The organism is Prochlorococcus sp. MIT 0916, assembly GCF_047305155.1.
GTDB lineage: Bacteria > Cyanobacteriota > Cyanobacteriia > PCC-6307 > Cyanobiaceae > Prochlorococcus_B.
In genome coordinates this window covers 1,660,122-1,674,638 of the sequence record NZ_CP138980.1, presented here as the reverse complement: position 1 = coordinate 1,674,638, position 14,517 = coordinate 1,660,122, and the positions used below count along the sequence as shown (strand labels likewise).

Genomic DNA, 14,517 nt, shown 5'->3' with positions numbered 1-14,517 from the left:
TGAGAACTTCCTCTTTTCCTCTTTATAACTTATCATGTAAAGACCATTAAAGCTTTTTCTTTCTAGCCAAAGGAGTATAATTTATAAAAATGAATGATTCATTAAGTTGGGATCCATCCCTTGTTAAGAAATATAGCTCATCTAATCATTTTAAGTTATTAAATCAATTAAGAAGTGAGGTTAAAAAATATCCTCTAAACAATAAGAGGAAATTAGCAACAATTAAGAATAACGGTAGTAGCCTAAATAATAAAGGTAAATTAAATGTTTCGCAGAATGAAAATATAAATTTCTCAAATAATTCTGTTCAGATCAATGACTTTAACACTAATAAAACAAATGTAAGTTTTAATAATGCCAAGGATTTTTCGATATATAATAATACTGGTAATAACCATAGTGGTATACAAAATAACTCTACTATAACAAACAATAAAGGTTCAAATACGGATGAATCTTCGCAAACATTTAAGGATCGTCTTGATCAAATAGATATGAAATAATAATATATTCGTAAATATATTCAGATATTATTTTGGATAAGCCAATATAACAATAAAAAACTATCAAACAAATTTCTCACAAGACAACATCAATGTTAGAAATCTAGAATTATTAAATATTATTAGTTAAATTTATTAAATGTCAGTGGAGAGACTTGAACTCTCGACCTCAGCGTTATGAATGCTGTGCTCTAACCGGCTGAGCTACACTGACACAATAATACCTTCTTATTAATAGATAATGCTTATTCAATTAACAAGAAAGGATTTCTTGAAAAAAGTATTCAAATCTATTGGTGAAAGGTATACATACAACATAATAATTCAGGATGGTCTTCTAAGGAAGAAATCTTTAGATCTGAACTCTTATAAGATCTCCTAATATAGCCGAGGCGGGGGATCTGTATTCGTATGGACGTGTGATTAGATCAACATAAGCTATATAACGCTGACATGCAGTAAAAGTACTTATTTGGGTTTCTAAAAAAAACTCATAAGTAAAACAAGTTTACTATTGCTAAATGTTTTGTTTATTATTTGAGCTATCAAATTATTAATCAACCAAATTCAATGATCATGTAAAGCAAAGTCAAAGAGAATATTAAAGTATTTTAATTTTTTAAAAAGCTATAGTAAAAATATAAAAGTGAAATTAAAAGTAATGAGTAATTATTACTTACAGGCATATCAGACTTTTGTAGATTATCCAAATAAGATTGAATTTACCAAAATCTCAAAAGTTTCCTATCTTCTTAAATTAAAGGCACAATGTAATTCAATATCAGATCTAGATAAAAAACACAAAGCTTGGGGTAAAAGATATCTAAAGACTAATTAATTATTTAGTTCATTACATTAGAAATTTAATTATTCAAATAGCCTATATACAACTTAATATTTATAGGTTGCCAGTAACACTCTTTCTGAGATCTATTATTTGTATGGAATATATTGCCTCATAAAAAACTATAAGAAAATCACTACCAAACTATTATGATTAGATACTTATTTAATGATTAATCTTTTACTTAATCATTTATTCTAATCCGTACCACCCATGTCGACATTTTATGTATGTAATTTTTGAACTTTGTTTTCTAAGCTTATTGAATAGAGAGATAATTGTATGTTTATAAATTATTTCTTAATAAAGTCTATATGTTTATACAATAGAAATTTCCTTATGGAACCCAATGATACAAGAGATTTTAACATTTCATTTAGTTCGTTAGAATGTCGAATATTAGAATTTCTAGTTTTTCAATTGAAAACATTCTATACTTGCGTTTATAGTTCGAATTCGTAAAATATTAATCATAAAATATTAGGATTACTATTATTAATTTATATTGTTAACGAATTATTTATTTCTTTTTTCGTAACAAAGGTCAAATTATAATCGAAATAAAAACTTATATTATTAAACCATATCATAGCTATAACAGCTATAGAGGTTATGTTAATAGTCTTATCTGAATATTCCCAACTTTAATAATAACTTAATAAACTCGTCGACAATTTATATAATAAAATATATCTAAATTAATTTTATATATAAATAGCAATAAAATATAATGATAAAGCTGTTTACATCAATGAAAAATTAATGTCTAAAGTATAAATCTTTAATTTTAAATCTACTAAGTTTCATCATCATCATTACCAATCTTAATTTCGACACCAACAAAGGTTGCAAAAAAAACAATAAATATACCTAATATTATTTTCCACAAGCCAAAATGAACAATTGGATCTTGTGATTGAAAGAAATCTGGAATCATATGTTAATAATATCTAATTTTCTTCCTCCCAGTCTTCTTCTGATTTATCGAGTATATCTTCGACCGTATTATCAAAGGTTTCAGCTACGGATCTCAACATTTTTGAAATTGTTTCATCTGGGCAGGCTAGATCTTTTTGAATACTCTCAGCACAGTCTTTTATTTCTTCCCATGCATCTACCAAAACTTGAGAATCTACAGGTTTCCAATCATCTGCCATAGATAAACTCCTTAATAGGTTATTTAATGAAATTGTTGGTGAGTAAACAAATTTTACCTTTTCTACCGCAAAAAATTGTCTTGGTTTCTTCATTTAAATAATAACTGCTGGCAAAATGCTATTTTTTTTGCCTATGAAACATTCATCTCAGCAAATACAGAAGTTTCCAAAAATAGCACAGACATCAATGAATAGTACTACTTAGCTGCAACAGGAGATAGCACAAATCGATGCATCCCTCTCAAGAAAAAAAATCAAAAGGTTATCAAAATTCAAAAAATGACTAGTTTTGGGTGTTTCAAGAAGTTTCAAACTTTTAATTCTTATTTACGAATGTTGAAAACTGCCTATAAATGAATATAGAGATAAGTTTTTACTATGCTTTTGCCAAAACCAGTTAGACCTGTTGATTCAGAGAAGAAAGGAAAGGAAGATTAATAAAAAAATAAACTTTGTTAATTGATTTAAATTAAATAAATATTTTTCTAGCCTCCAATAGAATACAGTTTTATATTGACATCTTTATTATTCTTATATTATTAATGATATTTAAAAAAGATATAAAACCATTGATATAATCCAATGTTTGTGAAATTGAATATTTATATCTAAATGTATAATTGTTTCATCAAATATACATTTAAAAACATATCTCAAATTTACCTATTGACATTATGAATATATTTGGCAAATTGATCCGTGTGTTCTTCCTTTCTTTTTCCTAGTAGGTTCCTTTAATTACCAAGGAAAAACAAATATTTTTTATTTTCTCTATGAAGACTGCATCAAAAGAACTTAGAAAGCTCAGATCAATGGCTGAGACTTCCTTGAATAAAACTGCAGAACTCCAACAAGTATTGGCTCAAATTGAGGCAACAATCTCTAGAGCAGAATCTCAAAAAGTTATTGAAAAGACCAGCAAGAACGAAAAATTCTAAATTCTTAGCATTTTTTCTAGACCACTTGATAAATAGTCAAATAATTCATATATAAACTTAATATTTCTAATGTAGTAAGTATAATGAATTTTTAATGCAAGAACAAACAAATAATAGTATTTAAAAAATAGTTAAATCGAAGCTAAATGTAACTAACATAATATTTAATGACTTATGAAGTAGTGAAGAACAAGAGAAAGCAAAATCCCTGTCCATAAGCCCTTTATCCAACTAAGGACTAACATTTGATAATTGCTTAATCGAAAGTGGTTTTGTATTGCGAGTGCGGCTCTTTTATCAAAACCAAGTAAGGAGTAAGGTCGTTTGTTATGTGAATCAAATAATTTTCTACTCATATATAGAATTAACTTGTTCTTTTTTTATAACATATAGTCTAACTATAAGTCTATTTATTAATATTTTATTTATTGATAAGCCTTTTTCATCTCTTTCGTCAATAGTTCTTATGAAAACAGAATAAATTTTATATACGCTTCATTCAATATTTAATATTTAATATTTAATATTTAATATTTTTAGCATAAAGATTAGAAGAATTGATTTGAATAAAAAATCGATATACAGATCTTATATCCAAAAATTGTGGTGCTTTAAAAAAAAATTTATCAAAAAGAACAAATTGTATTAATACTAGCTGAATTGAATTAGAAACATCGTCTTTTATAAGAATGCTAGAGAATCTTATGCTTTTCTATCAAGCAATTAAAATGAAAACAATCTGGATATGATTTAAAGTAAGAAAATAAAGACAATTAGATAATGGTCTTACTCTTACTAATACTTGAATTTTTGAATATTGTTGTTAAGTTCATAATATATATATTGCAACAATCTTTTATCAAATCCTATAGCCAGAATTATAGGTCCTATTTCTCAATTCTGAAAAGTTCTTCATTTCTCTTTTTTCAATAATGACTTGCAATTGCCAACACTGCACTGAAATAAAAAAACAACTTGATAGAGCGGAGCAAAGACAAGCATACCTATTTAAGATAAGGAGTTCGAAATTAAATATTAAGTAGAATTTATTATTTATATGGAATAACCGGGATTTTTATTCTCAGTTGTTTTTCTACTACGTCTAATGTATTATTTGTAATATCTTTTTTGCTCTCTTTTATTCTGTTGTGATTTTGTTTTTTACTTGCTTCAATATTAACAAAAAAGAAATATATCGATATTAAAAGAAGATAGGGTAAGAGATTTCTTATATTCTTTAGAATCGTTGATACCGATAACATTTTTAAATAACTTTCTGAATTTTTAATATTATTATAGTCCTAATAGCTTTTTATGCAGAGGTTTAAGTTAGTATTAACCTTAATTAATAATAAGTCGAATTAATATATCTTTACTCAAAATATACCAGTAGATTAAGCGTATTAAACTTTAGTGTCGAAATTATTTTGGTATTAAAATATTTTACCATGATGGAAATTTATATCAGAAAGATCTAGTAGGGCATAAGAGTATTAATCAATTGAGTCTTCTCATTTATAAACTGTTTAAAAAGTGTTCACGCTTGCAATTATATTATTCACCTTATTTTAGATTTTAAATTGCCATTCTTACTTTAACAAATTCTTTATTATCGCATTATGGAAATCTTATACATGGGATTTACTCTTAGTAAACATATATTTTTTATACATATATATCCCATTTATCTTTACTTATAATCGGCTCTAGTTCAGATCAAGAGACTACAAAAAATACTAAGGATCAAAACACTAGATATCAGGATTTACATCCAGGTGCCTGGCGATAAAAGAATTAAAGAATTTTTTTGATACAAGAATATTACATTTATAATCATCACATTAATAGATTTTATCCATTCTCCATATTCATTCTCAAGAATTCTTGTTTTGACCATTAAGATCTGAAAACCTATTAAGCACTGATTTATTTCTCACATCATAAATTTTCAATATTGTTTACTTTAATATCTCAACTTAAATTGATTGATATTTTTTATCTATTATAATCAGTCAATTAGTATACATCGTTAACTAATAATCTTTTTTATCGTTAAACTTCCCTTTCCATAAATATTATAATTGTTCTTTAGTTTTAGTTTTAGTTTTTACTGTCTAATTTTTATGATTTATTATGATAAGTAGTATAATTCAATAATGTAATAAATGAGACTGAAATAAAACTAATTGCAGGTTAGGTTTTAATAAGTTTTACAATATGTCTTCAATGCAATCTGGTGCTTTACAAGCTGTTGAGGTAATGCTCAACGGATCACTTAAACGTCTCAGTAGCTTGAATGAAGAGAACAGAGCAGCGCTTTATGATGAATATAAAGAATGGATAGAGGTAGATGAAAATAATGTTATTAATGATGGAGTTTTATATTGTAGTTATCTTGGATAGAGACAAAGACTATTTATTCAGTATATTTAATTGTAAACATGCCGAATAACATACAATTCCACATGCAACAGATAAATTCAAACTTCTAACTCCGCTGGTATTTGATTGATTATCGCCTCCTGGCATGGGTATCCCAGCCACTATTTCACATTCATTCATTATATTATCGGGTAAACCTGTATCTTCTCTTCCGAATAAAAGTATATCTGTTTCTTTATAAATAATATTTGATATGGAATTACTACTTTTTTTGGTTAGAGCAATAATTCTTGAATTTTTAACTGAATTTTTATAGTGCTCAAATGATTCATATAAATGTACATCTACATAAGGCCAGTAATCTAAACCAGCTCTTTTTAAATATTTATCTTCAAAGCTAAAGCCAGTTGGTTTAATAATATCTAAGGACATATTAAAGGCTAAGCATGATCTACCTATTGTTCCAGTGTTCTGTGGAATTCTTGGTTCAAATAATGCGACTCTTGGCCTAGAACTATTTAATAAGTTCATGGTATAACATTCCCAATTTTATCTAAGTCAATTGCAGTCCCATTGACAGCAAGCCATCTTTTTTTAGATTGACGACTTATCAATGAGGTTAGGGTGCTATGTCGTTCACGAAATAAATGACCTATTGGTGTGGCAGGAACAATTCCCCAGCCAATTTCCTCAGAAACAACAACAATGCATAAATTATCTTCTGATAGGCAATTAAGAAATTTAATTTGAAAATTATTCCATTGATCGTCATCTTCTATTAGGTGCTGCTCCACTAAGCCACCTAATGAGTCAATTATTATTGATTGATCAACTTTAATCGATTCGATTGCCTTGCAGATGTCATTTGGATGTTCAATAAGCGTCCAAATATCAGGTCTTCTTTTCCTGTGAAGATCGATTCTTTTTTGCCAATCTAGATCACTTGGTCTTGGTTTTGATGTTGCTATGTAAGTGACTGGATCTTGCTCCGTTATTAAAAATTCAGCTAATTTACTTTTTCCACTTCTTATCGGTCCAGTAATTGAAATGAGACCTTTATAATTTTTGGGTATTGGTGTGATCATATTCTTAGCTATTGGATAAATCTATTAATAGTGTTTTTTAATATATTATATCGACATATTTTAATGATTAAAGGTAGGCATTGATATGTATAATAAAGAATCAATATATTTATTTAAACTTGATTGAGTAGATAAATGTATAAAATTTCTAGTTTAGTTATAATATTTGGATCGTTTTTATTAATTTTATCAATTATAAATATTGCAACTGCTATTCAAGTTAATCCAACTTTAGTAAGAGCAGAGACAATATCAGGCATTGCCTCAATAGCTTTAATAACTATAGGTTATCTCTGGACTGAAATCAAACCTAATCAACCTTCTAAAGCTAGTTTGATTGGAAAGGAGGGTTTTGAACTTTGTAATGAATTAACTGACGATCAAAGAAATGAATTAGCGTGGGGAAGTCAGCAAATACTTACTGCAACAGCAGCTAGTACAATATTAATATATTGGGATAATAAAGTAATACTTAGAAGAGGATTGATCTCTGAAAAAATATTTGAGCCTGGAAACATATGTAAAAGATCAATTGATCAAAAACGTTTAATCTCATTGGTTAATACTAAATTATTTCCAGGTAGGGATGAGTTTGATAGCGTTTTAAATAATTTACCTGCAGTGATTGTTTATCCTCTTGAAAATAGAGGCCTTACAATAGTTGGGGGTTGGTCAAAGAGATCATTCACTAATTCAGATGAAAAATGGATCTCAGGTTGGTCTGATAAGTTATACGTACTACTCAGTAAGTAGAAAGTTAATAGTTGTTTCTACCTGTTTCTCATTAGATGTAAATTCTAATGTATTATCTTTTTTATACCATTTAGCAACTTCAGAGGTAATTTTTACCTGATATTCCTCCTCCCCATTTGAATTATATATATATCTATTGAAGTCACTATTGTCTATTTTAAGTAGCCTTGAATCTATATTATACAATCCATTAGTTGCTTTTATCTCAGTATTATCAAAATTTATTTTAACTGGTTTATTTATTTCAATAATAGAGGTATTTAAATCCCAATTTAATGAATTAGTAGTGATGTAGTAATCTTTATTGTTTAAAAATGATATATTTACAGTGTTAAAAACTCTAATAGTATTAGTTAAACTATTGAGAGTAGAATTACCAGATTTAACAAGAAAGTCTTGATCATTATTATTAAATATTTCAATTGAACTTTTAAATATTTCAATATCATTGTTTGTAGGATCAATGATGGCTTTAGGACTAGTAATTTTAATGCTAGTTTGATTATTAGGATTTTCTTGAAGTAATTCAAAATTGTTAATATAGCTTTTATTATTTACCTGAGTAGAAGATTTATTTAATTTTTGACAGCCGAATAGAGGTAATATAATAAATATTAGTAGAAAATAACATGCTAAATTATTCACTAGACAGAATTCTCGTTAAAGTCAATTTTATTCATTACAGGACAAGGATCTTGTAGTCCATTTTCAGGATCTAGCAAACCCCAATGTAATGATTTTTGGAAATCGATAGCTGAAGAATCAACTTTTAATTGATTTAATATTCTAGTACTTAAATTTGGAACAAATGGATATAGCAATATTCCAATAATTCGGCATGATTCAAGGACAGAATATATATCGAGCGCAACAATATCATTATTTGATATATCTTTAATTAGCTTCCATGGTGCACGATCATTTAGATAAAGATTTGCACTATTAGCAAGGTCTATAATTGCATTAGCAGAATTTTTAAAATTGCTATTTTTAAATGATTGCATATATTCATTTATTTTTATCTCGGATTGAACCTTAAGAGGAGATTCAGCTAATAAAGAATTATCTACTGGAATTTTTTCATTAAACCACTTTTTAGACATTGTTATTGTTCTGTTTAACAAATTACCAATAGTATTACTTAAATCACTATTAACAATATCCACAAATCTTCTCATTTGAAAATCACCATCTTCACCAAATTCAATATCTCTCAAAAGATACCATCTCATCGCATCTATACCCCCATATTCCAAGAGTTCAATGGGGTCAAGCACGTTACCTAATGATTTACCCATTTTTTGCCCTTCTCGAGTTAAAAAGCCATGCCCAAAAACACTTCCTGGTGGTTTCATGCCAGCAGAAAGTAGCATTGCTGGCCAATAAACTGCATGAAATCTGAGTATATCCTTTCCAATTACATGTATATTTGCAGGCCAATTACATAACGATTCCTCCGTGAGTTCAGGAGAGTTTTGATCACGAAGAGATCCACTAATATAACCTAATAATGCATCGAACCATACATAAAAAGTGTGATCGTTGTTTCCAGGGACATTTATACCCCATTTTAAGTTTACTCTAGAAATTGAGAAATCCCTTAACCCTTTAGAGACAAAATTGATAATTTCATTTTTTCTACTTTTAGGAGAAATGAAACCATCAATTTGAATTAATTTTTCAATTTGCTCTTGATATTTTGATAATTTAAAAAATAAATTCTCTTCATCTCTCCATTCTAACTCCTTTTTATGAATAGAACATATCGGTCTTTTATCATCATCGTCTACATCTTTATATTCCTCACAACCAACACAATACCAACCACTTTGTCTACCCATATAAACATCATCAGATTTTAAAACTTTAGAATAAAATTGCTGAACTAATGAAGTGTGATCATCAGAGGTTGTTCTTACAAAACGATCATAACTAATATTTAATTTGTCCCATAAATACTTATACTTTTCTGTGATTTCATCACAATGTAGTTGGGGTCGAAGGTTTTTACTTTCTGCGGTTCTCTCTATTTTTTGACCATGTTCGTCAACTCCAGTAAGAAAAAGCACTGTCTTTCCACTTAGTCTTTGAAACCGAGCTAAAGCATCACAAGCGATTGTTGTATAAGAACTACCTAGATGAGGCTTCTCATTAACATAATATAGTGGTGTTGTAATTGTGTATTTCATATTAATCAAATATACTAATTATTATATTGTATTTTTAAAACTCTTGCACACATATGATGAACGCTTATCTTGATAATTAAATTAATCCAAAATATATTATATCATTATTATTATTATTTACTATATTTTGAACGTTAAAGCTATCACCGATATTTAAGTTCTTTATTGATTTTAGATTACATATAGTAGAAAAATGATATTCTACAAAGTATAAAATACAAATATATTCATATTTGTTAACCCAATTTAGTAAAATAACATTATATTCTTTAAAGGAATTTTTTTTGAACCATTTAATTAGCCAATATTTTTGATCCTCTCTATATCTCATGATATTTTGTCTTCCTTTATTATTAATCTCAAGAGTCATTTGTTCAACATCTTCTTTAGAAATAAGATCATTATTATTCAGATATCTCTTTAGTTGGTAGTTAACCAACAAGTCAGCATATCTTCTTATCGGTGATGTGGCATGTAGATAAGATGTTAATCCTAAACTCTTGTGAGGCATTGGTTTTATAGAATAGTATGACTTACCCATAGTTTTCTTAAGTATAAAATTGTATAAAAATTTATTCTCAGTGTTATTAATATTATCTTGGGGAACTCTGTCTATACGTTGTTGGACTCTATATGGAACAGGAATTTTATTGACCCTAGTAAAATTTGAAATTAGATTTCCATACAAGATCATTGCTTCACTTATTAATTGTCTCGATAACGTTGGATCTATTATCTTAAGTCTGGGATTGTTATCTTCTACAATAATCTTTCCAAATGATTCTAATATTTCCATAGCACCTGAATTCTTTCTCCAACATTTTCTACTTTGTAAAATGTTAGAGATAATACTTAAATCTTCTTCTTCTTTTGGCGCATAATCTATTAGTTCATCAGCTTCTGTATAATTTAACCTGAAGTTTACTTTAATAATACTCTGGACTATTTCTGTAGAATCAACACTACCGTCTTCATTAAAAATAACACCTAAACTTAATGATTCTCTCATTTCTTTTTCACTTAGACTAAACACATCATTTATTAGAATTTCAGGAAGCATATAATAAGTATTGTTTGATAAATAAACAGTTGAAATAAGCTTCCTTGCCTGCTTATCAATAGCTGATTGATATTCAAAATATGAAGTAGGGGATGCAATGTGGATCCATAACTTATAGTGATTAGTTATTTTTTCTAAAGAAATAGCATCATCTATTTCTAACGTTTGAGAATCATCTATTGAATAGGTTTTAAGATACGTCAGATCTTTGACTGAATTATTGACTCCATTTGTTTGTTTAAATCTAGAAATTATATTTTTAACTTCATTATCTAATAATTTATTCAACATTCTATTATTAATAGAATATTAACTTAACCTTCTGGATTAACAAAGGGAAGTAAAGCAATAATTCGTGCCCTTTTAACGGCTGTGGTTAAATCTCTTTGTTGCTTAGCTGTTAATCCAGTAAGTCTTCTAGGTAAAATTTTACCTCTATCTGTAATAAATTTCTTTAATAATTCTACGTCCTTATAGTCAATAGGATCGCCAGGCTTTATAGGAGATAGCTTTTGCTTGAATAGTGAATTAGTCATTTTTAAAAGTGAATAAAAGGAAATGATTATTTGATTTCTCTATGAATAGTCATCTTATTTAATTCAGGGCAGAATTTTTTAAGTTCAAGTCTCTCAGTAGTGTTCCTACGATTTTTTTCTGTGGTGTATCTAGATACTCCTGCAGAACGCTTTTCTGAGCTAGGTACAGATCTAGACTCAGTACATTCTAGGGTGACCACTATTCTGGTACCTTTTTTAGCCATATGAACTTAGCTCAACTTTTGTGAGTCTAGGGAACAAAGTACAATCTTACTAGGCTAAGCACCCTTTTTAATAAATTCATTTGAGCACCTATGTTTCACTCCGGTAAGAGCAAATCATGAAGGTATCAGTTTCTTGGCTTAAAGATCTTGTCGAATTTAACAATGATATTGATGAATTGGCTGAAAAGCTTTCAATGACTGGCTTTGAAGTTGAATCATTAGAAGACTTATCAGCCCAAGCAAAGAATGTTGTCATTGGTTTTGTTGATGAAATCATTCCACATCCAAATGCGGAAAAACTCAAAGTTTGTTCAGTAGATGTTGGTTTACCCAAAAAGCTAAGTATTGTTTGTGGTGCACAAAACGTAAAAGCCGGATATCACGTCCTTGTGGCGAAGGTTGGAGCATATTTATCTTCAAAGTCGTTAAAAATAAAATTATCTACTTTACGAGGCGTAGAAAGCGAAGGAATGATTTGTTCATTGGATGAATTAGGGATTGAAAGTAGTAATGAAGGTATAGAAATTCTTGAAGAAAATGAAGCAAATATCCCACCAATTGGTTCAAATGCTGTCGATTATCTTTGCTTGAATGACACAATAATTGAATTAGCTATTACTGCTAACAGACCTGATGGTATGTCTATGGCTGGTATAGCACGAGAAATATCAACTATAACAAATTCAAAATTAACATTACCAACTTTAAATTTCAATAACGACTTTGAAAGATTTGAGCCACAAATAAGAGAAAAAGAAACAATAGGATCAGACTTTATTTACTCACTTACGTATATAGATAATATAGACAATACTGGAAAGATAAATAAATCAATATCTAATAAATTAAAGTCATTAAGACAAAATTGTATAAATCCTGTTGTAGACATAACAAATTTTTTGATGCTTGAACAAGGCCAGCCACTACATGCCTTTGATGCAGATCTATTAGATAATATAGTTGGTAGAATTGTTATGCCAAAGGATTTTGGTATTAGAAATGGTAGAGAAGGTGAATCATTTATTGCACTCGATAAAAAAGACTATAAATTAAATAGATATATAAAGGTAATTACATGCGGCGATGTTCCAATCGCAATAGCAGGGGTTATCGGAGGAAAAAACAGTTCCGTAAGTACTAAAACTAAAAGAGTTTGGTTGGAAGCGGCTGTATTTACTCCTACATCAGTTAGAAATAGTAGTAGAGAAATAGGGCTCAGAACAGATGCAAGTAGTAGATACGAAAAGGGTATATCACCTAACATGACAACCGCTGTTTCGCTAAGAGCTAGTGATCTTATTTCGTTAGAACTAGGTGGTAATATTAAATCGACTTATGTCAATAATCAATTTATTAGAAAAGATATTAGTGTCAATCTTAGACTAGAGAAAATAAATAAGGTTTTAGGTAAGTTGAATTGCATAGATAATAATAAATTAGATAAAAGTTCTAATACATTCCGTTATCTTATTAAGGATGAGATTGAGCCTCTTCTAACAAAACTTGGCTGCATACTTTCGTCAACTTCTAGTGGTTGGGATGTAGAAATTCCTCCATACAGATCATCTGATTTAACTAGAGAAATCGATTTAATAGAAGAGATAGCAAGACTAATTGGATATGATAATTTTGATTCAAATATGCCTGATCCTCTTGAGCCAGGAGTACTAAAACCAGCAAATTTGATTGAAAGACGCTTAAGAAATTCCTTTATCCATAATGGTTTTCAAGAAGTAGTTACTTCATCACTTGTTGGTCCAGATAACACTGATGGAAATGCTGTAATAATCAAAAATCCATTGCTATCAGAGACTAGTAGATTAAGAACAAATGTATGGGATGAACATCTTAAAATTCTTCAGAGAAATGTATCATTTGGAGCTGAAGGGTGTTGGATCTTTGAAATAGCAAAGACATACAAAAAAGATAAAGAAAGCTTTGTTGAAACAAATTTATTAGCAGGAGCTTTGACTGGTAATAAACGATTTAGTAAGTGGGGCTCAGCATCAAAACAAATATCTTTAGATTATTTTGAAGCAAGAGGAAAACTTAAGCAATCCCTTGAAGTTCTCGGAATTGAAACTATTGATAAGCAACTTAGCGAAAAAGAATACATGCATCCTGGTCGAACTTCAGAAGTATTTGCTGAAGGAAAAAGTATCGGCTTCTTTGGACAAATACACCCTACTCTCTCAGAGAAATATGATCTAATTAAAGAAACTTACTTATTTAATCTGGAGTTTGATTCATTGATTAAAGCCTCGACAAGGAAAACAAATTGGACAAGAATTTACAAGGATTACCCCACTGTTCCTTTCATGGAAAGGGATATTGCGCTTATTCATTCAAAAAAATATAGCTCCTTAGAAATAATAAATCTAATAAAGAAATCAGGAAGACCACTTTTAGAGAAAGTGGAATTGATAGACCGTTACGAGGGATCTTCTATTCCCGATGATTCGGTTAGCCAGGCTTTCAGAATAAAATACAGAGATCCTAATAAGACTCTAGTAGAAGATGATATAAATCCAATACACGATAAAATAAGAAAAACTCTGAAAGAAAAAATAAACGCGGATCTCAGAAGCTAGTCTTAGAAGTCCAGCATGAGTCTACTAATTAGTCTTAGTATGAGACTGGAATGATACGAAATAGATAGCTTTTTATATAAAAATATCAAAGAAGTCATCATGATTAGCGAATTACTGTAATTACTTAATTCACTTGGAATATCAAGAAAAGATCAATGATGATTAAAACTGTTCATTTTTAATTTAACAACACAACAAGGTCTTATGAATCTTGGCTAAGAATCACTACTAGACTTATAAATAGTCCAATCCAAG

The 14,517-nt window shown here is 28.8% G+C and carries 14 protein-coding genes and 1 tRNA gene; 5 read left to right on the top strand and 10 right to left on the bottom strand.

Going from position 1 to position 14,517, the window contains the following annotated elements; all coding sequences use genetic code 11:
- Window positions 1-89: 89 nt before the first annotated feature.
- The gene (locus SIB53_RS08795; protein ID WP_413677848.1) at window positions 90-503 is read left to right on the top strand and encodes a hypothetical protein; all 414 of its coding nucleotides are present in this window, start codon (window positions 90-92) and stop codon (window positions 501-503) included.
- Between the two features lie 140 nt (window positions 504-643).
- Here the strand turns inward: SIB53_RS08795 and SIB53_RS08790 are convergent.
- From SIB53_RS08790 to SIB53_RS08780, 3 genes are all read right to left on the bottom strand, one after another.
- Window positions 644-717 (bottom strand) — tRNA-Met (locus tag SIB53_RS08790).
- A gap of 1,426 nt (window positions 718-2,143) precedes the next feature.
- Entirely contained in the window at window positions 2,144-2,284 is a 141-nt protein-coding gene (locus SIB53_RS08785) for a hypothetical protein (protein ID WP_413677847.1), read from the bottom strand.
- A 13-nt stretch (window positions 2,285-2,297) separates the two neighbouring features.
- Window positions 2,298-2,597, bottom strand: coding sequence for a hypothetical protein (locus SIB53_RS08780; protein ID WP_413677846.1), 300 nt, complete (start codon window positions 2,595-2,597; stop codon window positions 2,298-2,300).
- A 680-nt stretch (window positions 2,598-3,277) separates the two neighbouring features.
- Here SIB53_RS08780 and SIB53_RS08775 point away from each other — a divergent pair.
- Window positions 3,278-3,442, top strand: a complete 165-nt coding sequence (locus tag SIB53_RS08775) for a hypothetical protein (protein WP_413677845.1) — start codon at window positions 3,278-3,280, stop codon at window positions 3,440-3,442.
- A 2,217-nt stretch (window positions 3,443-5,659) separates the two neighbouring features.
- Window positions 5,660-5,845: a hypothetical protein gene (locus SIB53_RS08770; protein ID WP_413677844.1), complete on the top strand. Its 186-nt coding sequence runs from the start codon at window positions 5,660-5,662 to the stop codon at window positions 5,843-5,845.
- 9 nt (window positions 5,846-5,854) lie between these two features.
- Here SIB53_RS08770 and SIB53_RS08765 read toward each other — a convergent pair whose 3' ends face one another.
- On the bottom strand, window positions 5,855-6,355 hold the full coding sequence (locus SIB53_RS08765; RefSeq protein ID WP_413677843.1) for a tRNA (cytidine(34)-2'-O)-methyltransferase: 501 nt from the start codon (window positions 6,353-6,355) through the stop codon (window positions 5,855-5,857).
- Entirely contained in the window at window positions 6,352-6,909 is a 558-nt protein-coding gene (locus SIB53_RS08760) for a bifunctional adenosylcobinamide kinase/adenosylcobinamide-phosphate guanylyltransferase (RefSeq protein ID WP_413677842.1), read from the bottom strand. The genes SIB53_RS08765 and SIB53_RS08760 overlap by 4 nt, the downstream gene beginning before the upstream one ends.
- 135 nt (window positions 6,910-7,044) lie before the next feature.
- Here SIB53_RS08760 and SIB53_RS08755 point away from each other — a divergent pair, with 135 nt between their 5' ends.
- Entirely contained in the window at window positions 7,045-7,662 is a 618-nt protein-coding gene (locus SIB53_RS08755) for a cofactor assembly of complex C subunit B (protein ID WP_413677841.1), read from the top strand.
- On the opposite strand, the gene lptC is transcribed toward SIB53_RS08755, so the two are convergent.
- From lptC to rpmG, 5 genes are all read right to left on the bottom strand, one after another.
- Window positions 7,648-8,307 (bottom strand): LPS export ABC transporter periplasmic protein LptC, encoded by a 660-nt coding sequence (gene lptC / locus SIB53_RS08750; RefSeq protein ID WP_413677840.1) that lies wholly within the window; start codon window positions 8,305-8,307, stop codon window positions 7,648-7,650. The genes SIB53_RS08755 and lptC overlap by 15 nt on opposite strands.
- Entirely contained in the window at window positions 8,307-9,851 is a 1,545-nt protein-coding gene (gene metG, locus SIB53_RS08745; protein ID WP_413677839.1) for a methionine--tRNA ligase, read from the bottom strand. Before metG ends, lptC begins: the two co-directional genes overlap by 1 nt.
- A 76-nt stretch (window positions 9,852-9,927) precedes the next feature.
- Window positions 9,928-11,202 carry a ribonuclease catalytic domain-containing protein gene (locus SIB53_RS08740; RefSeq protein WP_413677838.1) on the bottom strand — a complete coding sequence of 425 codons (1,275 nt, stop codon included), beginning with the start codon at window positions 11,200-11,202 and terminating at the stop codon, window positions 9,928-9,930.
- Window positions 11,203-11,225: 23 nt separating this feature from the next.
- Window positions 11,226-11,447 carry a 30S ribosomal protein S18 gene (rpsR, locus tag SIB53_RS08735; protein WP_011293874.1) on the bottom strand — a complete coding sequence of 74 codons (222 nt, stop codon included), beginning with the start codon at window positions 11,445-11,447 and terminating at the stop codon, window positions 11,226-11,228.
- 26 nt (window positions 11,448-11,473) lie between these two features.
- Entirely contained in the window at window positions 11,474-11,671 is a 198-nt protein-coding gene (rpmG, locus tag SIB53_RS08730) for a 50S ribosomal protein L33 (RefSeq protein WP_011823694.1), read from the bottom strand.
- Between the two features lie 116 nt (window positions 11,672-11,787).
- On the opposite strand from rpmG, the gene pheT reads away from it, so the two are divergent.
- On the top strand, window positions 11,788-14,262 hold the full coding sequence (gene pheT / locus SIB53_RS08725; RefSeq protein ID WP_413677837.1) for a phenylalanine--tRNA ligase subunit beta: 2,475 nt from the start codon (window positions 11,788-11,790) through the stop codon (window positions 14,260-14,262).
- Window positions 14,263-14,517 lie beyond the last annotated feature (255 nt).